The 21,043-nt window shown below is 41.5% G+C and carries 17 protein-coding genes; 7 read left to right on the top strand and 10 right to left on the bottom strand.

Features of this window, described 5'->3' with window-relative positions:
- Positions 1 to 21: 21 nt before the first annotated feature.
- Both VB620_RS02870 and VB620_RS02865 read right to left on the bottom strand, forming a co-directional pair.
- Positions 22 to 1,335 carry a nucleoside recognition domain-containing protein gene (locus tag VB620_RS02870; RefSeq protein ID WP_323194625.1) on the bottom strand — a complete coding sequence of 438 codons (1,314 nt, stop codon included), beginning with the start codon at positions 1,333 to 1,335 and terminating at the stop codon, positions 22 to 24.
- Between the two features lie 217 nt (positions 1,336 to 1,552).
- Positions 1,553 to 4,144, bottom strand: coding sequence for a TonB-dependent receptor domain-containing protein (locus tag VB620_RS02865; RefSeq protein WP_407674178.1), 2,592 nt, complete (start codon positions 4,142 to 4,144; stop codon positions 1,553 to 1,555).
- Positions 4,145 to 4,238: 94 nt separating this feature from the next.
- Here VB620_RS02865 and VB620_RS02860 point away from each other — a divergent pair, with 94 nt between their 5' ends.
- Together VB620_RS02860 and VB620_RS02855 are read left to right on the top strand one after the other, a co-directional pair.
- Entirely contained in the window at positions 4,239 to 5,342 is a 1,104-nt protein-coding gene (locus tag VB620_RS02860) for an MbnP family copper-binding protein (protein ID WP_323194624.1), read from the top strand.
- Entirely contained in the window at positions 5,339 to 6,526 is a 1,188-nt protein-coding gene (locus VB620_RS02855; RefSeq protein WP_323194623.1) for an MbnH family di-heme enzyme, read from the top strand. Before VB620_RS02860 ends, VB620_RS02855 begins: the two co-directional genes overlap by 4 nt.
- 68 nt (positions 6,527 to 6,594) lie before the next feature.
- On the opposite strand, the gene VB620_RS02850 is transcribed toward VB620_RS02855, so the two are convergent.
- The 3 genes from VB620_RS02850 to VB620_RS02840 form a co-directional block, all read right to left on the bottom strand.
- Positions 6,595 to 7,005 carry a Uma2 family endonuclease gene (locus tag VB620_RS02850; protein WP_323194782.1) on the bottom strand — a complete coding sequence of 137 codons (411 nt, stop codon included), beginning with the start codon at positions 7,003 to 7,005 and terminating at the stop codon, positions 6,595 to 6,597.
- A gap of 484 nt (positions 7,006 to 7,489) precedes the next feature.
- Positions 7,490 to 7,843 (bottom strand): type II toxin-antitoxin system RelE/ParE family toxin, encoded by a 354-nt coding sequence (locus VB620_RS02845; protein ID WP_323194622.1) that lies wholly within the window; start codon positions 7,841 to 7,843, stop codon positions 7,490 to 7,492.
- Positions 7,833 to 8,072, bottom strand: coding sequence for a type II toxin-antitoxin system RelN family antitoxin (locus tag VB620_RS02840; RefSeq protein WP_323194621.1), 240 nt, complete (start codon positions 8,070 to 8,072; stop codon positions 7,833 to 7,835). Before VB620_RS02840 ends, VB620_RS02845 begins: the two co-directional genes overlap by 11 nt.
- Before the next feature lie 160 nt (positions 8,073 to 8,232).
- Between VB620_RS02840 and VB620_RS02835 the strand changes: the two genes are divergently transcribed.
- Positions 8,233 to 9,072 (top strand): M90 family metallopeptidase, encoded by an 840-nt coding sequence (locus tag VB620_RS02835; RefSeq protein WP_323194781.1) that lies wholly within the window; start codon positions 8,233 to 8,235, stop codon positions 9,070 to 9,072.
- A gap of 141 nt (positions 9,073 to 9,213) precedes the next feature.
- On the opposite strand, the gene speB is transcribed toward VB620_RS02835, so the two are convergent.
- A complete protein-coding gene (gene speB, locus VB620_RS02830; RefSeq protein ID WP_323194620.1) occupies positions 9,214 to 10,266 on the bottom strand; it encodes an agmatinase SpeB in 1,053 nt (350 codons plus the stop codon).
- Between the two features lie 286 nt (positions 10,267 to 10,552).
- The gene (locus VB620_RS02825; RefSeq protein ID WP_323194619.1) at positions 10,553 to 12,031 is read right to left on the bottom strand and encodes an FAD-dependent oxidoreductase; all 1,479 of its coding nucleotides are present in this window, start codon (positions 12,029 to 12,031) and stop codon (positions 10,553 to 10,555) included.
- 152 nt (positions 12,032 to 12,183) lie between these two features.
- Here VB620_RS02825 and VB620_RS02820 point away from each other — a divergent pair, with 152 nt between their 5' ends.
- Positions 12,184 to 12,657 (top strand): thiol-disulfide oxidoreductase DCC family protein, encoded by a 474-nt coding sequence (locus tag VB620_RS02820; protein ID WP_323194618.1) that lies wholly within the window; start codon positions 12,184 to 12,186, stop codon positions 12,655 to 12,657.
- On the opposite strand, the gene VB620_RS02815 is transcribed toward VB620_RS02820, so the two are convergent.
- Entirely contained in the window at positions 12,654 to 14,273 is a 1,620-nt protein-coding gene (locus tag VB620_RS02815) for an RluA family pseudouridine synthase (protein ID WP_323194617.1), read from the bottom strand. The two genes, VB620_RS02820 and VB620_RS02815, sit on opposite strands and share 4 nt — an antisense overlap.
- 310 nt (positions 14,274 to 14,583) lie before the next feature.
- Here VB620_RS02815 and VB620_RS02810 point away from each other — a divergent pair, with 310 nt between their 5' ends.
- Positions 14,584 to 15,546, top strand: a complete 963-nt coding sequence (locus VB620_RS02810) for a ribonuclease Z (protein ID WP_323194616.1) — start codon at positions 14,584 to 14,586, stop codon at positions 15,544 to 15,546.
- A gap of 136 nt (positions 15,547 to 15,682) precedes the next feature.
- Here the strand turns inward: VB620_RS02810 and VB620_RS02805 are convergent, their stop codons facing one another.
- Both VB620_RS02805 and VB620_RS02800 read right to left on the bottom strand, forming a co-directional pair.
- The gene (locus VB620_RS02805; RefSeq protein WP_323194615.1) at positions 15,683 to 16,075 is read right to left on the bottom strand and encodes a type II toxin-antitoxin system death-on-curing family toxin; all 393 of its coding nucleotides are present in this window, start codon (positions 16,073 to 16,075) and stop codon (positions 15,683 to 15,685) included.
- A complete protein-coding gene (locus VB620_RS02800; protein WP_323194614.1) occupies positions 16,072 to 16,296 on the bottom strand; it encodes an AbrB/MazE/SpoVT family DNA-binding domain-containing protein in 225 nt (74 codons plus the stop codon). Before VB620_RS02800 ends, VB620_RS02805 begins: the two co-directional genes overlap by 4 nt.
- Before the next feature lie 908 nt (positions 16,297 to 17,204).
- Between VB620_RS02800 and VB620_RS02795 the strand changes: the two genes are divergently transcribed.
- Positions 17,205 to 19,397, top strand: a complete 2,193-nt coding sequence (locus VB620_RS02795; RefSeq protein WP_323194780.1) for a GumC family protein — start codon at positions 17,205 to 17,207, stop codon at positions 19,395 to 19,397.
- Positions 19,398 to 19,663: 266 nt separating this feature from the next.
- Positions 19,664 to 20,809: a SpoIID/LytB domain-containing protein gene (locus VB620_RS02790; protein WP_323194613.1), complete on the top strand. Its 1,146-nt coding sequence runs from the start codon at positions 19,664 to 19,666 to the stop codon at positions 20,807 to 20,809.
- Positions 20,810 to 21,043: the final 234 nt, after the last annotated feature.

Genomic DNA, 21,043 nt, shown 5'->3' with positions numbered 1-21,043 from the left:
GCAGATTCAGGGTATCAAAATTTAAAACATAATGCGGCAAATTGCTAGAGATGCCAGTATTCCCGCCGCATCAGCACACAGCGCCGCCGGTAGTGTGTATCTAGTGCGAACAATGCCAATGCTACCAAAATATACTGCCATCACATAAAAAGTAGTTTCCGTTGAACCTTGCATGGTGGAAACCAGAAACGACAGAAAACTGTCCGGGTCATTTTTGACAATTTCTGACATTAACCCATAGGAACCACTCCCGGAAAGGGGGCGAATTAATGCCATTGGTAAGGCTTCTGCGGGGAGAGTAATCAGCGAGGTAATGGGAGAAACCACGGTTGTGAGAATATCCAAAGCGCCACTAGCACGAAACATCCCAATGGCCACAAAAATTGCCACTAAAAACGGAATAATCCGAATAGCAATGTCAAAGCCTTCCTTTGCCCCTTCCGTGAGAACTTCGTAAACTTTCACCCCTCGGAAATAACCAAATAACAGGAATAAACAAATTAAAAGCGGTATCAGCCAGTTAGAAAGGTTACTGAGAAATACCATACTAAAAATATATGGTAGTCCTCGCAGTGAGAGACGGTAAAATAGAGCCGCCAAAAATGCCACAATTAAACCGCCAAAAACGATATTTCCGATCATTCCGGGGGGAATTAATTCGGGTTCTGGGGTTTCTTCGACTACAGTGTCGCTGTGGACTTCGCTAATTTCTAATGCCGATTCTTCAGAAGTCAGCTTTGGGGATGCACCCTTGGCTAAAAGTTTACTTCCAATAATTGCTACAGATGTGGAAACGATAGTTGCAATAATTGAGGGTAGGAGGATGGCGGCGGGATTAGTCGCCCCTGCACTGGCACGGACAGTAATTACACCGAGGGGTAAGATTGTTACTGAGGAGGTGTTAATGGCTAAAAACAAACACATAGCAGGTGTTGCGGTTCCCGGATTTGGGTTGAGTTTATTCAGTTCTGCCATTGCTTTTAAACCCATTGGGGTGGCGGCGTTTCCGAGTCCCAAGGCGTTGGCTGCCATATTCATTACCATTGCGGACATGGCTGGGTGATTTACCGGAACTTCGGGGAAAAGTCGGCTCATGAGTGGGCGAATCAATCTGGCGATTAATCGCATCATCCCTGCGGTTTCGGCAACTTTCATAATTCCCAACCACAGCGCCATCGCTCCAATTAGTCCAATGGCTAGGGTGACGGCGCTTTCTGCTGCTGTAAAGGAGGCTTCTGTTAAGGCGGCCATGTTGCCGTTATAAGCTGCTACTACAGTGGCGGAAACAATCAGGAATAGCCAAATGGCGTTGAGTGGCGATGATGATTTTTTCATCTCAGCTTTTAAATCTGATTCAATAATTTTCTGCATCCTAAGCTATGGGATGGCTAATTGTGAAGAGTAGTAGGGATGTTACTTACGTAATATCTACAAGTTAACTATTATTATATGACGTGAATAGGGATTATTATTCAGTATATACCGATAGTGGGGTGATGGGCGATCGCAACTTCTCAATTCCGTTCTGTTTTCAGTTGGCTACAGATAATCATCACAGTTTTGCCCGCACCTGAATACCATAAGTTACGGGATCACCAAATCCGGCTGTGACGTTGGGTGCTGGGAACAGAAACCCAGAGGTAATATAACGAGTATCAAACAAGTTATTGGCATATAAGTAAATACCGTATTGTTCGCCTTCGTAACCAATGCGGGTATTGACCAAGGCATAGGGGTCTTGCTTGACTTGATTGGCATCATCGAAATAAGTTACACCATAACCACGTAGTTCTGCACGGGCAAAAAATCCACCTCTACTGCGATACTGCGCCGCTAGATTATAGGTAAGTTCTGGTGCAAAAGGAACGCGGTTGTCGCTAAAGTCTCCGTCTGTAAAGGGATTTCTGTAATTTTTAAATCTGCTGTCTACATAGCCAATCCCAGCGATTAAATTCAATCCTTGTGCTGGTTTAGCTGTGAGTTCAAATTCTAAGCCTGTGACTTTTACATTAGCATTAGTGACGTTTCTAAAAAAGCCAAAATCATCGGTAAGCAGCACTTGATAATTATCCACGTCTGTTTGGAAAACCGACAGATTAGCCGTGAGACGGTCATCTAACCAAGATGATTTTAAGCCGGCTTCGTAAGTCCAGGAGGTTTCTTCTTGAAATCGCCGTGTATCTTCTGTATCTGCACGGTAGTTAAATCCACTGGGTCTATAGCCTTTGGCTATGGTGGCGTATGCCATGACATTCTGGTCGAAGCTATACTGTAAGCCAAACCTGGGAATTAATTCATCATTATTCAGGGTCGCACCGCGTACTTCACCAGTAGGGGGATTTACACTACCGTCTGTATTTTCAAACACACGGCTGCGGTCAAGGTCAGCATCAGCCGTTTCGTAACGCAAACCAGCAAACAAAGTCACAGATGTAACTGGCTTGTAATCAACTTGTCCGAAGATGGCGTAAGTATTGCGATATTGTTCTGCGGACACGCGATCGCTTCCCGGCGTTGGTACGCCAAAGGCAACTGCACCAGCTTCTGTATATTTAAAAGTATCATCAATAACTTGAAAATCTCGTGACTCGTAATATCCACCCAACAGCCAACGAAACGCTTCCGCAGTTTCCGGAGATTGGAGGCGAAACTCCTGCGACCACAAGGTAGAATTGATACCAATAATTTGCTGCAATAAATCACCGGGAAAGTTATCACCGACTAAGGTACTTTGATTGCTAAATCGCCGTGTGGTGATGGATGTAGCCCGAAAGCCATTACCGTTATAGCTCACTTTCAAAGCCTGGGTGTTAGTGCTGAGGCGATTAAAACCATCGACTTCTTGGGAAACTTGAAAAGGGTTTTCTGCATTCTGGCGTGAAAAGGTAGGATTGCCATTATCGTTATCACTGCCATAGGCGTTAAATGATACATTCCATTCTGGGGTAGGTGTCCAGAGAATTTGAGCGCGTCCAGTGACTTGCGATCGCTCTCCTGCTGCTTTATCAAGAAAGATATTGTCAAATACACCATCTCGTGCATTGTACGCTCCCGCCAGTCGAAACGAAAGTTGATCGGGGATAATGGCATCACTGAGCGATAGTTGAAATTCCCGACTGTTATAACTTCCGTAACCTGCGGTAATGCCGATTTCTGGCTGATTGCTAGGGGGACGAGAAATAATATTCACAACCCCAGCCGGACTGCTTCTACCATAGAGGGTACTTTGAGGGCCACGTAACACCTCCACCCGTTCTAAATCAATTAACGCAACGTCTAGAAAAGCGCCGTAATCAAAGGGAACATCATCAATATAAAAGCCAACAGTGTCTTGACTGGCTAAAAAGTTAAAGTTATTTAGCCCCCGCAAGCTGTAGTAACTAAAATCAGCACTTCCTGCTGTGGTGGGGAGAAAAGTAAAATTGGGTGTATTATTGGCGATCGCCTGCAAAGAATTGATTTGTCCATCTATGAGTTCCTGCTGAGGAATTACCCTCAGACTCAGAGGTACATCCTGTGCAGCTTCTGGGCGTTTTTGCGCGGTGACTACCAATTCAATCGGTTCATTCGCCTCAGATGATGGTTGTGTGATTGGTGTTTCACTACTAGGTTGAGACGTATCCGGTGTTTGTGGTGTTGAAGATATTGCTGGCGTGATGACAAAAATTAAACCTTCATTGCTGTCATTTAACTCAACTTTGGGAATATCTACATCACCTGTAACGATCACCCGGATAGTATTTGCATCCTGATTTATGACTACTACTTCTGCAATACCTGTAAATGGTTGTTCTTGACGAAATGAATTATCACTAGGTAAACGCAGTTGAGCATTAGGAATATCTGCGATGAATTTATTTCCCTCACTTTTGTTAGAAACTTCCAACTGATCAGATGTAGGAGTTTCTAAGAAAATTTCCAACTCATTAGTAGATTGTTGTAAACGCACCCCTAATATTTGAATAACTGGATTTGGTTGTGGTTGTTGTACCAATAATTCTTTAATACTGGTGTGAGCCAGCTGTATTTCGCTCAATCGAGGAATATCTTTGGTAGTTGTTTCATCAGAATATGCAGGGAAAGCAGTAAAAATCGATATAACAGAAGTTAACCACAAATAAACTGATAAACTATCTTTTTTCACCCTAGTTCCTCTCACTCACGCCAAAAATTAAGTAATTTGCTGGTTTTCCAGATGTTTAAATTATTATTTGTGACAGTAAGTCAAACTATTGTTGATGTCAAAAGACAGAGTGTCAAACTTAACTAGAGATTACTTAACAGATGTTGAAAAGTTAAAAATGTTATTTAATATGGAAACTTTTAATCTGTCTTTGCTGATTTTATACTCTTACCTAAGTTTGACACATTGTCATTTGACAGCAGCTCATCCATTACCGAGAATTGGAAGATACCTTGATCAAAGCATAGGTGAAGTGATGCAGTTGTCTGCGAAATTAGCGGTATTCACATTAATAACAATTCCCTGCACCGCAATTCTGGGGAATTACGCCATCAGTTTAGCTTCTACTACCGAAACTCAAGAAGTAACAATTAGATTTAATAGTAAAGTTGCTCAACAGCCTTTTGAATGTGGCAAAACCTACACTTTAGGTAAACCCGCCAAAAAATTTACACTCTCTGATTTTCGTTTCTATGTGTCTGATGTAGCTTTAATTGATATCAATGGTAAAGCTGTACCCTTAACCTTAACCCAGGATAGTAAATGGCAATACCAAAATATTGCCTTGCTAGACTTTGAAAATAAATCTGGTGCTTGTGTTAATGGCACAGTAGAAACACGCAATCAAGTGATTGGTCAAGTACCCAAAGGTAATTATCAAGGATTGCAATTTACCTTGGGTGTCCCTTTCGATCTCAATCATGAGGATTCCGTCACCGCCCCATCACCCCTAAATTTAACATCCCTCTGGTGGAACTGGCTGTTTGGTTACAAATTTGCTCGGATTGATTTAAACAACCATAATCACACTAGCCCAGGCGCGAAACATAGTGAATCAAATCATCAGGCGCAGGGTTTCCCCATCCATTTGGGTAGCACCGGTTGTCAAGCTACCACAGATAGTCAAAAACCCTCATCTTGTAAAAATCCTAATACCGCGAAGGTTGTCTTGACTAAATTTGATCCCAACAAAAATATAGTGGTTGCAGACTTAGCCGCGTTGTTAGCAAACACAAATTTAACTATCAACCAACCAAATACCCCTCCAGGTTGTATGTCATCTCCCGATGACAGTGATTGTGTCGGCATTATGACTAATTTTGGTTTACCCTTTGGTAATCAACCTGCTTCTGAACAGAAATTCTTTAGAGTTGAATGAAATTAACTCGTTTTTTTACCCTAGTTGTGATTTGTCTATTGTCGCTTTGTCTGTCAATGGGACTGAGTAAAACACTTGGCGAATCACCGACTTCGGAATATGACTGGAATCTCCCAACTTGGATGCCGAAGCCAATTGTACCAGCAGATAACCCCATGAGTTCGCAAAAAGTGGCGTTGGGACGGCATCTTTTTTATGAAAAGCGTTTATCAATCACCAGTGAATTCTCTTGTGCATCTTGCCATATTCAGTCCTCAGCTTTTACTGATGGTAAAACTGTAGCTGTGGGAGCAACTGGCGAAAAACATCCCCGTAACTCCATGAGTCTAGCCAATATTGGTTACAACCCCGTATTAACTTGGGCTAACCCTTTGATGACTAAGTTGGAAACTCAAGCTTTAGTGCCAATGTTTGGGGAACATCCGGTAGAAATGGGTATGGTAGGAAGGGAACAACAAATATTAACAATGCTGGGGGATGACTCCAAATATCGACAGATGTTTGCAGCAGCTTTTGGAGAAGGTCAGGATGCAATTAACTTGAGTAATCTGACTAAAGCTATAGCGGCTTTTGAACGTACTTTGATTTCTGTGAACTCTCCTTATGATCGTTATCGCTTCGGTGGCGAATCTGATGCTATTTCCAAAGCTGCTAAACGGGGAGAAAAGTTATTCAACAGCGAACGTTTAGAATGTTTTCATTGTCATGGTGGGATTAATTTCAGCGATTCGGTGATGCACGATCGCCTGGCTTTTCTGGAAATCGCTTTTCATAACACTGGGCTTTATAATATTGATGGCAAAGGAGCTTATCCATCAGATAATACTGGTGTTTATGAAATTACTACTAAACCATCAGATATGGGACGTTTCAAAGCTCCAACTCTGCGAAATATTGATCTAACTGCTCCCTATATGCACGATGGTAGTATCGCTACTCTAGAAGCAGTCATTGACCACTACAAAGTAGGCGGGAGAACGATTCATGAAGGAAAGTTTGCGGGAGTAGGAAGCAAAAATCCTCTCAAGAGTGAATTTATTAGCGGTTTTGAATTAACTGAATCTGAAAAAAATGACCTGATAGCTTTCCTGAAAAGTCTGACTGATGAAACATTTATTCATGACTCTGCTTTTAGTGATCCCAACCAACTCTCCCTGAACGAAGTCAAAGGGAGTAAATCATAATGAAAAATACTGAGTTTACCACCATTTATAATTTCAGTTTTTAATGGCTAATTACCAAGTTGTATAATTTATCGCCCTGCTTTTAGCCACCCAAAAACCTGATCAACTGTCAAATCTAGGGTTAAAAATTTTGGTGTTGGTAGGCGATCGCAACCAGTTAACTCTATCGGTTCTTGACCAGGAATAAATGCTAGAATTAATCTCTCCTCTGGATCAATTAACCACCCTAGCTGAGTACCATGTTTGAGACAGTGTAAAATATTGCTAATAACTTTAGTAGCTCTCTGATTAGGTGAGAGAATTTCTACAGTCCAGTCAGGATAAATATCAAAGGTATTCGGTACTTCGCCATCAGCCTCAAAAGGTACTCTTTCCCAACTGAATACAGTAGCATCCGGCACAATGGAACGTTCCCCAAATGTGCAGCGTAATTCGGGAAAGGCGATCGCATTCTTTTGATGGCGTGACTCAGAAAGAATCCGTTAAAAAATGTTTATCAAGGCTTGAAGAATCTTGTTAAAGCCAAAATTTTGATATAAAGTATAATAATAGACAAACACATAGTTTAAGTTATGTAGTTTTATGAAAAAAAACTGAATTCTATTTAAGAAATATTAGCCGCCGTTGGCAAATAGAAGTAAAAAAGTTAACTAATACTGATAAGCTAGTTATCCTTTCACCTTATTTGACCCCAAAAACTGCCGAATCAATTTTAAATAATTCTAATATTCGTGAATGTGAAATATATAAGGAGATGAATATGAAGGTCTCTATTCTGCCAGAAAGGACGATTTCTTAATCTTTGGAACTCAAGCTATCAAGATTTCTTCGTTTGTAAACTTAATTCTTCGTAAAGCTAAGTTAGAAGAAATTTTTCAAGCAAGTAAATCTTAATAACTGTAAACGAGGAGTATAAACAACAAAAATTATAGGCAATCGCCCCTCTGAGCCTTGTTATGCTTTTTATTCATGTTCAAACTCAGCCAATATCTGCTGAATTTCTGCTGCTGAAATATCTTCTTGATCGGATTTTGAGTAGATAGTAACTAAAATAATTTTTGTACTGATTTTGACATAATATATCAATCGATATCCACCACTTTTACCCTTTTGAATATCACTATTTTTAACTCGTAGTTTAAAAATTGTATAGCCTACTCCAGATACCTGATCACCTGGTAATTCTCCAGCTTCAAGCTGCTGAATAATTGGCTGGATATCATTACGAATACTGCGGTATTTTTTCGCCAAACTCCGTAAGTTGCGTTGGAATTTGGCAGTTACCTCAACCTGAATTAAAGGTGAGTCATTCTGCATCAATCCCTTCCCAAAGTTGAGAAACAGGTAATGTGTTTCCTGTCATAGCATCATGCCAACCTTGGCGAAAACTTTCAATAGCAGATTCTGATATTTCCTCATCCTCTTGATATTCTTCAGAAATAAGTATAATTACTCTAACACGGCTGTGCTTGTCTACACTTAAGGGTGAATCTAAGGATAGTTGACCCTGCTCATCTACAGTAGCCATGACTTCAATTGCTTTCATCGCCTGGGGTTAGGTGTGATTGTCTCTCTATGACTATTTTATCGTCTTTATGATGATTGTGGAGTTGGGGCGATCGCATGATTATTTTTTCCAACCAAGCAGAAATACTGAAAAGCACAGTATAATATAAATATATTAAAACCGTTTCAATTACTCATCAATAGTGGAAATCATTGCTGTTTTGATAATTATTGGGGTGATTGTGATTGGTATTTTAGCCAGTCCCATTCTCGTGAAACAGCGCCGCAATGCTATTAAAAGCCGTCCTTTCCCCCCAATCTGGACTGCTATCATTGAAAATCATCTACCTATTTATCTGCAACTTTCACCTGATGAACGTCGGAGACTGCTGGGACATATTCAAGTATTTTTAGCAGAAAAGCAATTCATTGGCTGTGCAGGTTTGCAAGTTACCCTAGAAATGAAAGTAACTATTGCTGCTATGGCTTGTTTACTTTTACTCAACGAACGGGGAAAATACTTCCCGAAACTGCGTTCTATTTTAATTTACCCCACGACATACTTTGTGAGTCAAACCGTTGCTAAGGGAAATTATGTAGTTGAAGAAAGACGCGACGCGAGATTGGGGGAATCATGGACTCAAGACCAATTGATATTATCCTGGGAACAGATTAAAAAAGATACCAATAACTGGCAGGATGGACATAATGTTGTAGTACACGAATTTGCTCATCAGTTAGATCAAGAAGATGGAACAGCTAACGGTGTGCCGATTTTGCCGCTTCATGCAGATTATCCGGTATGGGCGCAGGTGATGACAACAGAATATGAAAAACTTTGTCATGATATTCCTAGAAAAATCAAAACTGTCATGGATGGCTATGGTACAACTAATCCCGCCGAATTTTTCGCCGTAGCTACGGAAACATTTTACGAAAAACCCCGCCAGTTACAACAACACCATCCAGAACTTTATCAGCAATTACAACGATATTATCAATTAGACCCCATTCACTGGAATGATTTAACCTCTGACTAATTGGCGTTGCTGAATCAAAGTATGAAATGTCAAAATGACCTTTCTTCTTCTTCGTACCTTTGCGGCTTTGCGCCTAACGCACTTCGTGCTTCGCTTCGCTGATGCGTGAAACAAATTCATATTTGAAATCAGGAACGCCGACTAATTATCATCAGCGTTTATTTGGGATAAATCCATGAAGTTCGCTAGTTTGTAAACAATTCGTCCACCGACATTAGCATCCCACTCACCATCACCCACCTCGCAGACATCAAAACCGATAATTTCTCTACCGCTTTTGACCAATTCCCGAAATAAACAAAAAGTTTGCTCTAATTCTAATCCCCCAGGAACCGGAGTACCAGTATTGGGGCAAAGTTTGGGGTCAAGTCCATCCACATCAAAGCTAATATAAACGTATTCTGGTAAATGACTGATAATTTCTCGACATAAATCAATCCAAGTGCTTCCAGCGTAAAGCTTTTGTTTAATCATGGGGTCATAGTAAGGGATGATGCGCTGATTTGATTCGTCAATTATTTTTACTTCTTCATGACAAATATCACGCACACCTACCTGGACTAATTTGGATATCTGCGGAATTTTCAGCCCGTTAAACATAATAGAAGCATGGGAAAATTCAAACCCTTCATAAGCATCCCGTAAATCTGCGTGGGCATCAATGTGTAAAATGCCGTAATTGGGGTATTTAGTGGCTAATGCTTGGAAATAACCTAATGGTACACTGTGATCACCACCAATAACTGCTACCCGCTTCCCTTTGTTGATTGCTGCTTGACTTTGGGTAAATAACCACTGATTTACCTGTTCACTAGCTTGATTAATTTCTCTGAGTATAGGGGTTAAATCGGGTGTCGCTGTCAGTGGTTGACCTTGTGCGAGTCTTTCAATAATTTTGGCGGCTAAGGTGCGGTAATATGCGTTTTTTTCGCAGATATCCTGGGGAATTTCCATCATGAAAATTCCTTGTTTCCAGCCATCAGGATGATCGAAATCGAATAAATCTAGTTGAATGGAAGCATCTAGAATCTGCTGTGGTCCGTTAGCTGTACCCGCACCATAGGATACTGTGACTTCCCAAGGTACAGCAATGACAATCAAGTTTGCAGACTCATAATCGCCTGGTAAACCGAAGATGTTGCCATTAATTTCACCTACGCCACTGGGATTGTAGTCTGGTTGTTGAATAGTCATTGTTTTATGGTGTTAATCTGGATTTGTCTCACGCAGAGGCGCATACTTCGACTTCGCTCAGTAAGCAAAGGCGCGGAGATGTAAGGGAAGTTTTGGTATTTTATCCTCCAGTATTTTAACTCAGGACTTACGCACACTCCACCAATTCTTGGCGTACTTGGCGACTTGGCGGTTCATTAAATTAAGCCTTTTGGTAATTTCTGCGTAAGTCCTATAACTAAAAAATGGGCGTAGATGAATATTATCTGAATATTGTGGCGATCGCATCCTGCCTTTTGTGCAGTAACTATGACAACCCGGCTATTTGGTCAAAATTGCGGTTATATACCTGTTGTTGATAGTTATTCCATGCTGCATCTGAAGAGTGGGGAAATCGGGTTAATGTTGCTTGTTGAATATATTGCATCATCGGGCGACGCAGATTGTCGTATTTCTCGAAAGCCGTGGCGATCGCTTGTCTATTGTCCCAGTGATTATTTACTGCTATCTTAGCAATTAATGTGGTGATAGCTAGTGCATCTTCAAATCCTTGATTTACCCCTTGTGCCATAAAAGGAGGCATTCCGTGGGCTGCATCACCTACTAATACAACTCTTCCTTGACTCCAAGCTGGTTGAGTTTTGCCCTCGGATGTAGTAGCGTGATGAATATAATATGGGCGTTGCTGCATATTTGCAGGGGGAGATAAACGCACTAATTCCTGAAGTACATCAGGATAGCCAGCTTTCTCTAAATGCTGCATTGCTAATTCCAGCAAAGAACTTGCAGATTTACCCTCTAAGGATGCCAAAGACACCGACAGATGTAAAATGTATCCCATAAAACTACCTGGTCTGCGAAATAACATCATCCTTAGCTCATCCAAAGAATCAGTAATTTCAGCAGCATTGCTGATAGTTACAATGGGTGAGTTTTGAAGAAATTTTTCATCCACTTGTGTCTGAATTTTTGGGGGAATTTCGGCGATTTCCCGACAAGATATAGCTGCAAATCCAGAGTATTCAGGTTTGGCAAAATCACTGTAGAGACTATCTTTATAAAGCACTTTCCGAATTGTAGAGTTGATGCCATCTGCGGCTACAATTAGCTTGGCGCGGAATGATTTTGTGACTAATTGTGGAGAGGTAGGATCTAAATTTTGGGGTCTATCATCAATCTTTTGACCTTCTGTCCAATATGCATAGGGATTAGTTTCCGTTCCTAGATCACAAACGCAATCTATCCGCACACAGCCGTTTTCCGGCTCATCCACAACATTGATACAACGATGATTTGCTTTAACTCTGTCTTCGGGAATGAGATTTCTGAGGCTGGTTTGCAAATTATACCAAGCAATTGATACTCTACCCTCACCATAATTTTTAAACCACTGGTCAAACGCCAGAGAAATTGACCGAATAGTTTCCCCCTGTAAATTCTTATAAACCCATTCCGGTGAAGTTTTGGCAGGTTTTTTTTCCGAAGTTTTCTCACCATGAGACTGCGGGGGATTCATGAACCCCATACCAGTTTCCTTAACTGCTGCGTAAGCTTCTGGATCTAAATTTTTGAGAGATTTTAAGCCATTGGGGAGAAGATCCAATACTTGACCAACTTGACGAAAAGCACGAGTTTGATCAACAACTAGAATATTTTCTATCCCACTTTTGCGTAAACCAATGGCTGTGGCTAACCCGATTGGTCCAGCACCAACTATCACAACATCATAGACATCTCCAGTTGATTTTTCTGTATTAGTACGCAGGTTTGATTGAGGGTTTGGCATATTTATACAGCTTGAGAGGATTAGGGATAGTAGCTATTACTTAAGATAGCATCCCCAAAGATGATTAAAAGCAGCGATAATATTGATAGTCACTAAATCCCACTTTGGAATAGAAGCGGAATGTGGCATTTAAAAAATCAACTCTTTTAATTATGTCTTTAGCTAATCAAGAATTTAAATACTCCGATCAAGTGGCTGTACATGGATGGAAAATCAAGCTGCTATATGACGGTAAATGTCCTTTGTGTATGCGGGAAGTGAAGTTTTTGCAAAAACGAGATGGTGGTCGAGGTTTGGTGATGTTTGTGGATATTGCCGATGATAATTATACCCCGGAAGATCATGGTGGGGTTGACTTTGAAACGGCTATGGGGCGGATTCATGGAGTGTTACCAGATGGGACGCTGATTAAAAATGTGGCGGTGTTTCGGCGCGTTTATGAAACCCTGGGAATGGGTTGGGTTTATGCTATTACTAAGTTACCAATTATTGGGGCGATCGCAGATTTTATTTATGGCATTTGGGCTGACTGGCGACTCCCTCTCACCGGAAGACCGAATTTAGCAACTATTATTTCCCAACGTCAGCAGAGATGTAACATTGAGGAGCGCTGTCGCATGGATTAAAATGGTGTTTCTGTCTGTAAATGCAGGGTTTTTCCTAGCTGGGGATGTTGAAAGCGCAATTCTCTAGCGTGTAAATGTAACCGACTGGCTACAGCATTGCATCCATACAGGCGATCGCCTAAAATAGTTACTCCTAATCCTTTCACAGCATGAACTCTCAATTGGTGGGTGCGTCCTGTGAGGGGGATAAACTCAACACGGGTGTAATTCCCCAACTTCCCTATCACCCGAAATTTAGTCAAACTGGGTTTCCCATGTTCCCAATTCACCTGTTGATAGGGGCGATTTTGCGGATTTCCCCATAAAGGTAAGTTAATCTCACCCTGTTCCACTGTTATCTCACCCGCAAGGATAGCTTCATAAATCTTGTGAATTTGTCGTTGCTGAAATTGTTGACTCAGTTGGCGATGGGTTTGGCGATTCCGTGTTAAAAGTAGAATACCAGAAGTTTCCTGATCTAATCGATGCACCGTCATAATTTCCCCATCATCAGGGAAGCAATAACGCCAACGACTGAGAACACTATCTTGAGTATCCAGATAACGACCAGGAACCGAAAGTAACCCAGAGGGTTTATTCACAGCAATCAGCCATTCATCCTCATAGATCACCGATAATTCCCTGGAACTGCCTTCCCTTCCCCTGGGCGGTGCTGAAACCTGAGATTTTAATCCCGAAAGCAAAAACCCCATCAACGGCTGACAACGCTCAACACAGGCTGGGTAAAACTCTCCCTGTACTTTCTCCTGATTTTCCGAATTTCCTCCCCACCAAAATTCCGCCATCGCCAGGGGTTTAAATCCATGCTGGGCTGCGTAGTGCAGTAGTTTCGGCGCACAACAATCACCAGTTCCCGTCGGTATCGACCCTGCTGGCATTAATTGTTGCAAAGATACCGATTTTCCTAAAAAATTCATCAGGGAATAAGCCTTGTGCATTTGCGCCTGTAATTGGCGGGATAATGCTTTCCGCCGTTGTTTGAGTGTCTGTATCTGTTGATCTGCGGCTAAAATTGATGCCTGTAAAGGTTGCAACACCGCATTCTGTTTGGCTTTAAGTTTGCGGCGTTTAATTCCTTCCTGACGGCTTTCCTCCTGGAGTTTTTCTAAAGCGTGACTCAGGGTTTCCCCGGTGAGAGTTTGGTAAAATAGCTGACGTTGTGCCTCACGTTCCTGTTTGCCATTGCGATGGACTTGGCTCATTACCTGTAACTGCTGCTCAAACTCCTCAGATATAGCTTTATACTTGTCTCTTTCTGGGAGTTTTTGCAGAATCATCAATTCCTGCTTAATCGCCTCCAACGCAGCTAAAGTCTGGGTTTCCTCCGAAACTAATTCCTCACGTCCGGGAATCGGTGGAACCCAACCCTCAATGAAACCGCAACCATTGAGAAGACCAGAAAATGCTTTCAAAACTTGTGTTTCCCCACGAGGTAACTCCACCAGCAAAACACCATACATTTTCCCCTCCCGATTATAAACCCCATCCGTGGCTAATTCCTGCATTAAATCACAGGCGATCGCCTCCACAAAAGCAGTGCGAGGTAATCTCAACAACGCACCACTTTCCGGACAACGCCCTTCATACCAATAACTCACCCTAGAATCACCGACCACAGACAATAATCCAAACCATCAACACCCAAATACTATACGCCAGGACTGGGGACTGGGTATTGGGGACTGGGTATTGGGTATTGGGTATTGGGTATTGGGCATCGGATATCGGGGATTTAACAATCTTTCTTTCCCCCCACACTCCCCACACCTCCCACACTCCCCACACTCCCCACACTCCCCACACTCCCCACACCTCCCTTGGCGAACTTGGCGACTTGGCGGTTCAATAAATCTTATTACTCAATAACCGTGCCAATATAGAAAATAACAAGCATAAAATTCAGGAAAAGGAAGGCCAAAAAACGCTGTGCAGATCACATTTTTAGGGACGAGTTCTGGTGTACCCACGCGATCGCGCAATGTTTCCAGCATAGCGCTAAGACTACCCCAAAGAGCAGAACTGTGGTTATTCGACTGTGGCGAAGGTACTCAGCATCAACTATTGCGGAGTGACCTCAAAATGAGTCAACTATCCCGAATTTTCATCACCCATTTGCACGGCGACCATATTTTTGGCTTAATGGGATTACTAGCTAGTTGCGGGTTAGCAGGTAACGTCCAACGAGTAGACATCTATGGACCACCGGGACTAAATGAATATATCCAAGCCGGCACACGTTACTCACACACACACTTTTCCTACCCAGTCAAAATTCATGTAGTCCAGCCCGGAATCGTCTATGAAGACAACGAATTTACCGTTAGCTGCACCCCTCTACATCACCGCATTACAGCCTTTGGTTATCGCATCGCCGAAAAAGATCGACCAGGACGCTTTGATATAGAAAAAGCCCAAGCCTTACAAATTCCCTCCGGTCCCATTTACGGTCAACTCAAAAATGGTCAAACAGTCAAACTACCCGACGGAAGAGTAATTAACGGTCAAGAATTATGTGGTCCCACAGAAATTGGACGTAAAATCGCCTACTGTACAGATACCATTTATTCCGACGGCGCTGTAGAACTAGCACAAGATGCCGATGTATTAATTCATGAAGCAACCTTTGCCCATCAAGATGCAGAATTAGCCTTTCAGCGATTGCATTCCACCAGCACAATGGCCGCCCAAACAGCCTTAGTAGCTGGGGCGCATCGGTTAATCATGACTCATTTCAGTCCCCGCTACGCTCCAGGAAACAGTATAGAACTCAAAGACTTACTCCATGAAGCCAGAGCGATTTTTCCCAATACAGATATGGCTTATGACTTCATGGCTCATAGCGTACCCAGGCGACGGGAAGCCGAGTTACAGAACCTAGCCGGTAAATAAAATACACATCTTAAATGTGAGAACTTGGCTACTTAATCATCCTTACTTTGATTACAGTCGTCCATTAAATCATCTGCAATTTTAGGCGATTCTAGAGGGCATTTTTGCGGTTCTTGTCTTTGCCTTATTTTTACACTTAATATTTAATAGAATTTTCTTGAAGCCATTCTGATATTGTTTCTTGACTTTCTTGACCGTTTGCTAGTCGTTCTATTATTAAAACAACTTGCGGTTCTGGAACATCTAATGAATATCCATTTAATTCGAGAAAGGTAGCCATCACTGCGAAAGCTACCCGTTTATTACCGTCTATAAAAGCATGGTTTTTTGCAAATCCATAACCATAAGCCGCAGCTAAATCAAATATGGTGGGTGTGGGTTCACCATAAGCAAGCAAATTCTTCGGTCTATCTAAACTAGCTAAAAACAAGTTTTTATCTCGCACACCAGTAAGACCGCCATGCTGTGCTAATTGGTCTTCATGTATAACTGCAACAATTGTCTCATCTAGCCAGAAAATACCATTCATTTCCCTAACTCATGAAGTGCATTCCTGTATTTTGTGCTGACTTTTCTGTAGGCTTCCATTGCTTTTTCAAATTCAGGATTACAAGCAGTCACATGAACGCCAGAAGAAGTTTCAGTAACAAATACACTGTCTCCTTCTTGAACTCTAAGTTTTTGCAGGGCTTCTTTAGGTAATGTTACACCCAAGGAATTTCCAACTCTGCGAATTTTTAAAGTGTACATAAGTTAATAGCCTTTTTATAAGAGTATTACTATTGTAATAACACATTTTTTAGTCCGTGACTAAAAATTTTTGCTTTTAAACCCGTTTAATCCCGTGTTAACTCCTGGAGTGAAGCCCCATCCTGTGTAATGTCATCATATCCATATTTAACGACTTCAACAGTAGTAGGACATACGCATAATCTACGTTTTCTTGGCGTTCTTGGCGGTATGCGCTTCGCGCACGCTACGCGAACGATAAATCAAGATTTTTGGCAATTGTTGCGTAAGTCCTGAGTAGGTGACAGCATCGACGCTGAAAACTGATTTAGCGAAAATCCTCTTACTTAGCAGTAAAAAATCACCTCACCCTATCTAGAAACTGTATTTTATAAACAGGAAATTATCGACTAATTTCACACAAACTTTAATCCTGATATCAAATATGAGTCATCCAGTAACTGTTTAGGCAAAACTTGCTATTACTGGATGATTCAGAAGATGTATTCTTTCTATCCGCAAAAAATATCTTTATCGCAGCTAAATTTGAAAAAATATACAGTATCCCTATAATTATTTAGCGTGTCAATTTACTATGGTGACAGCCAAAACGGTTAATATCTAATTATTTGAATTGCATATACAGGTAATTATATCTACATAATCAGTTTTTTAAAATGCTGGGATTTCCCGATAAAATTATTATTACACTGAGAAGTTATGATTAATAAAAATACCAGCTTTTTGTAACAAAAATACCTTTTTTTATAGTTGCATAAACTCTTCATGATCTGGATAGGAAACATTTAGTATTATGTTTGGTCTATAGGGTGAAAACAAATCGGTTTTCAGCAATGACTTCATAAACTTTCATATATAGCATTTCTGACTTTAGATATTAGAGGAATTTGATAGTGACTAACACAAGTATGAATCAAAACCAACTGGTTCATCACTCTTCAATAAACACAATTGATGTCAGAAGAATACCTAAAATTTTAGTTCGCCGCCGCTTTTTATTCTTAGGTATTTCCTGCCTATTCATGTCTATTACAGGATTTTTGGCAACCAATACCAAACCGAATTACCAAAGCTCAATGCAGATCCTGGTAAATTCCAATTTATATGAAGGGGTCAAATTAAATAATATTCCATCAGGTGTAAATAGTGAGTTAACTCCACCAAACCTACCAATATTTGACCACAGCGCTCAAATAAAACTGATGGTGAGTTCTACATTGATCCAAAAAGCTGTAGATATTCTCCGTCATGATTATCCCGATATTACCGTAGAAGATATTCAGGGGAAGAATCAGAAAGATTCACCTTTGGTAGTGCAGCAGTTAGAAAGTAGAGATGGAATTAATCAGATTCCTAGTCAAATAATTGAAGTTTCCTTTAATCATCCTGATCCTGTAAAAACCCAAAGAGTGTTGCAAGCATTACAAAAAGTTTATCAGGAATACAATCTAGAACAACAACAAGAACGACTAAAGCAAGGACTAACTTTTGTTAGCACCCGCTTACCCCAGATTAAAAAAGACCTGAATCAAGCCGAGAAGAATCTAGAAAACTTTCGCAGGAAGCATAATATACTTGATCCGGCAGTGCAAAGTGAAATCCTCCTAGAGTCTCTGGCGAACATTCAAACACAGCAACAAAGCACCCGCGCCCAGATTAAAGATGTACAAGCTCGTTACAATAATTTAGAACAAAAAATAGCGGACTTATCCCAGAATGCAAAAATTGCTTCTCGTATAAATCAGTCAGATCGTTACCAATTGCTATTGAGGGAAGTTCAAAAAACAGAAATGGCGATCGCCACAGAGCAAATGCGCTATACAGACGAGTCCCCAGTAGTCCAACAACTAAAAAAACAACACCAGACTCAAAAAAATCTGTTACAGCAAGAACTGAAGAAATTACTAGGAAACAAAGCTACAGATTTCAGTAATTCTAAAGACTTAAGATTGATCCAAACTCAAACAGCACAAGTTGACCCCATACTGGTGCAAGAGTTTATTCAATTACAAACAATAGTTAAAGGACTCATTGCCCATCAAAATAGTTTATCTGAGTCCGAAAAACAACTAACATCTCAACTCAGCAAATATCCTGGCCTCATCGCTGAGTATAACCGCTTACTACCAGCAGTAGAAACTCAACGCAAAATACTAGAGCAATTACTCCAAACACAACAATACTTAGGCTTAAAAATATCTCAAGGAGGGTTTGATTGGCAACTATTAGAAGAACCAGCTTTGGGAACAGCCACAAGTAACCGTAGATCAATACTTTTACTTGGAGGATTTGTCGCCAGTCCCATATTAGCTATCGCAGTCGCCCTCGCTTGGGGAATGTTTAATTACACCATTTATTCTGTCAAAGAATTACAGAAACTCACCCAACTGAGATTACTCGGATCTGTACCCAAATTAACACCCCATAGTTTCAAACAGCGTTTACCCAAATGGTTTGGGCGTAAACAGCGAAATATAGGTTTTTCCTTAGTAGAAACTAACACTTGGCTACCTTGCCACGAAAGCTTGAATATGATTTACCAAAACATTCAAATATTCAAGCATCCCTACCCCTTCAAATCTCTACTGTTAACTTCCGCACTATCAAGAGAAGGTAAAACAACTGTAGCCTTGGGATTAGCAGCTAGTGCGGCTCGAATGCATCAGCGTGTACTATTAATTGACGCTAACTTGCAGAATCCTCACCTACATAAAAATCTGCAACTTTCTAATGATTGGGGACTATCTCTGTTATTAATTGATGAAGAAAATACCCAAGTTCAAGATTATATCCAACCCATTCACCCCTCTATTGATATTTTGACTGCTGGTCCGACACCAGAGGATACAATTAAGCTGCTGAGTCAACAGCGAATGTCAGAACTGATCAAGTTGTTTGAGCAGACCTATGATTTAGTGATAATTGATGCTCCCCCTATTTTAGGTACTGTCGATGCCAGAATTTTGGCTTCATACTCTCAAGCCACTGTCATGGTAGGGCGTATTGGTAAAGTTACCCCCAATGAATTGATCCAATCTCTAGAAATTTTGAGCCAATTGAATCTCGTGGGAATTATTGCTAACGATGTCAGTGGGGAGTAGAGGGAAAGAGGCAGGGGTGCAGGGAGAGGGGAGCAGGGGGGAAGAGGCAGGGGTGCAGGGAGAGGGGAGCAGGGGGGAGAAGACGGTAACTTCCCAATGACTAATGACTAATGACTAATGACTATTCAATGAGCCGATTTTTTATACTGACTGCATAATTAGGAAGAAGTGGCAACTTCTCAGATTGGATAAGTGTCTTATCTTAGGTGATAGACACTATCATCCAGAGCGTCAAACAGATACTAAACGTGATTTAAATGATCAGTATGAAATTTCAACTGTTATTAGGTTCTTTACTTTCCCAGATCAAAGTACGTCATTGGTGGATAGGTATCTTCTTGTGGATGGCTTTAGTCGCTCCAGCTCAAGCATCTGTAATCTTGCGTGTGGCAATTGAGAGGGGAGTTAATCAGGTGAAAGTTGGTAGTTCCACAACTGCGGTTGTGAAGGATAGTACGGGTCGTACTCTCGGACAATTGCCAGCAATGAGTTCATTTAATGCCCAAAGTATTACTGGTGGTGTGGCTCTGGATAGATGGCAATCTGGTTTATTTTGGATTGAACCCACAGGTGATGGCTTTGTTTATATTGGCGATCGCTGGTATCGTGGTAGAACTCTGGTTGTTCCTACAGATAAAGGCTTAGATGTCGTTAACTGGGTTGATTTAGAAGAATATCTCTACAGCGTCATCGGTGGCGAAATGGATTCTGCATGGCCACAGGAAGCCCTCAAAGCTCAGGCGATCGCAGCTCGCACCTACGCACTTTACAAGCGCAACGAACAGCGCAACAATCCCACTTACGACTTAGGCGCTAGCCCCGACCGTTGGCAAATTTATAAAGGAGTCGTCAGCGAAGCTCCCACCATTTACAACGCAGTCGATTCCACCGCCGGCAAAGTATTAACCCATGACAACAAAATTATCCTCTCAGTTTTCCACGCCTGTTCAGGAGGACACACCGAAAACGTCGAAGATGTTTGGGGAAATCCCCTCGCTTACCTCCGTGCTGTTCAAGACTACGATCAAAATATCAGCGCCTGTAACTGGGAGAGAACCTTTTCCCCTAATGAAATTAGCTCCAAAATTTCCGGTGTAGGTAACGTCAAAGATATGGTTGCAGAAGCCTACTCCCCTTTCCGTAGTGTTAAAGCTCTCAGAATCGTCGGTGACAAAGGTACAAGGGTGCTAAAAGGCGAACAAGTCCGGACTGCGCTCAAACTCAGAAGTACCCGCTTTAATATCACCAGAGCCGAAAATGGTAATTTTATCCTCCAAGGGCTAGGCTTCGGTCATGGCTTAGGAATGAGCCAATGGGGAGCGTATAATCTAGCGAAACAAGGAGCCAACCACCTGCAAATCTTAGGACATTACTACCAAGGAGTAGCTCTTACACCAATTCAAACCAAGTAATTAATCATTAGTCATTAGTCATTAGTCATTAGTCATTGGGAAGTTACCATCTTCTCCCCCACACTTCCCACACTTCCCACACCCCCCACACCCCCCACACTCTCCCCTTACCAAAAAATGGGGTGTAAAGCCCCGTCTCTTCAGGACGGCTTTCGAGAGCGTGATTTAGGCAAAGAATCTTGATGCATCATAGTCTGTAATCGTTGTAAAATAAATGGCAAGTTCTTCGACATA

It is taken from the genome of Nodularia harveyana UHCC-0300 (assembly GCF_034931085.1).
Classification (GTDB): Bacteria; Cyanobacteriota; Cyanobacteriia; order Cyanobacteriales; family Nostocaceae; genus Nodularia; species Nodularia harveyana.
This window is presented reverse-complemented; position numbering and strand designations above follow the sequence as displayed.

What these genes read in the sequence shown, in the direction of transcription:
- VB620_RS02870 (WP_323194625.1), bottom strand. Translation starts at nt 1,335, where the DNA reads ATGAAAAAATCATCATCGCCACTCAACGCCATTTGGCTATTCCTGATT.
- VB620_RS02860 (WP_323194624.1), top strand. Translation starts at nt 4,239, where the DNA reads ATGTCAAAAGACAGAGTGTCAAACTTAACTAGAGATTACTTAACAGAT.
- VB620_RS02855 (WP_323194623.1), top strand. Translation starts at nt 5,339, where the DNA reads ATGAAATTAACTCGTTTTTTTACCCTAGTTGTGATTTGTCTATTGTCG.
- VB620_RS02845 (WP_323194622.1), bottom strand. Translation starts at nt 7,843, where the DNA reads ATGCAGAATGACTCACCTTTAATTCAGGTTGAGGTAACTGCCAAATTC.
- VB620_RS02840 (WP_323194621.1), bottom strand. Translation starts at nt 8,072, where the DNA reads ATGAAAGCAATTGAAGTCATGGCTACTGTAGATGAGCAGGGTCAACTA.
- speB (WP_323194620.1), bottom strand. Translation starts at nt 10,266, where the DNA reads ATGACTATTCAACAACCAGACTACAATCCCAGTGGCGTAGGTGAAATT.
- VB620_RS02825 (WP_323194619.1), bottom strand. Translation starts at nt 12,031, where the DNA reads ATGCCAAACCCTCAATCAAACCTGCGTACTAATACAGAAAAATCAACT.
- VB620_RS02820 (WP_323194618.1), top strand. Translation starts at nt 12,184, where the DNA reads ATGTCTTTAGCTAATCAAGAATTTAAATACTCCGATCAAGTGGCTGTA.
- VB620_RS02805 (WP_323194615.1), bottom strand. Translation starts at nt 16,075, where the DNA reads ATGAATGGTATTTTCTGGCTAGATGAGACAATTGTTGCAGTTATACAT.
- VB620_RS02800 (WP_323194614.1), bottom strand. Translation starts at nt 16,296, where the DNA reads ATGTACACTTTAAAAATTCGCAGAGTTGGAAATTCCTTGGGTGTAACA.
- VB620_RS02795 (WP_323194780.1), top strand. Translation starts at nt 17,205, where the DNA reads ATGAATCAAAACCAACTGGTTCATCACTCTTCAATAAACACAATTGAT.
- VB620_RS02790 (WP_323194613.1), top strand. Translation starts at nt 19,664, where the DNA reads ATGAAATTTCAACTGTTATTAGGTTCTTTACTTTCCCAGATCAAAGTA.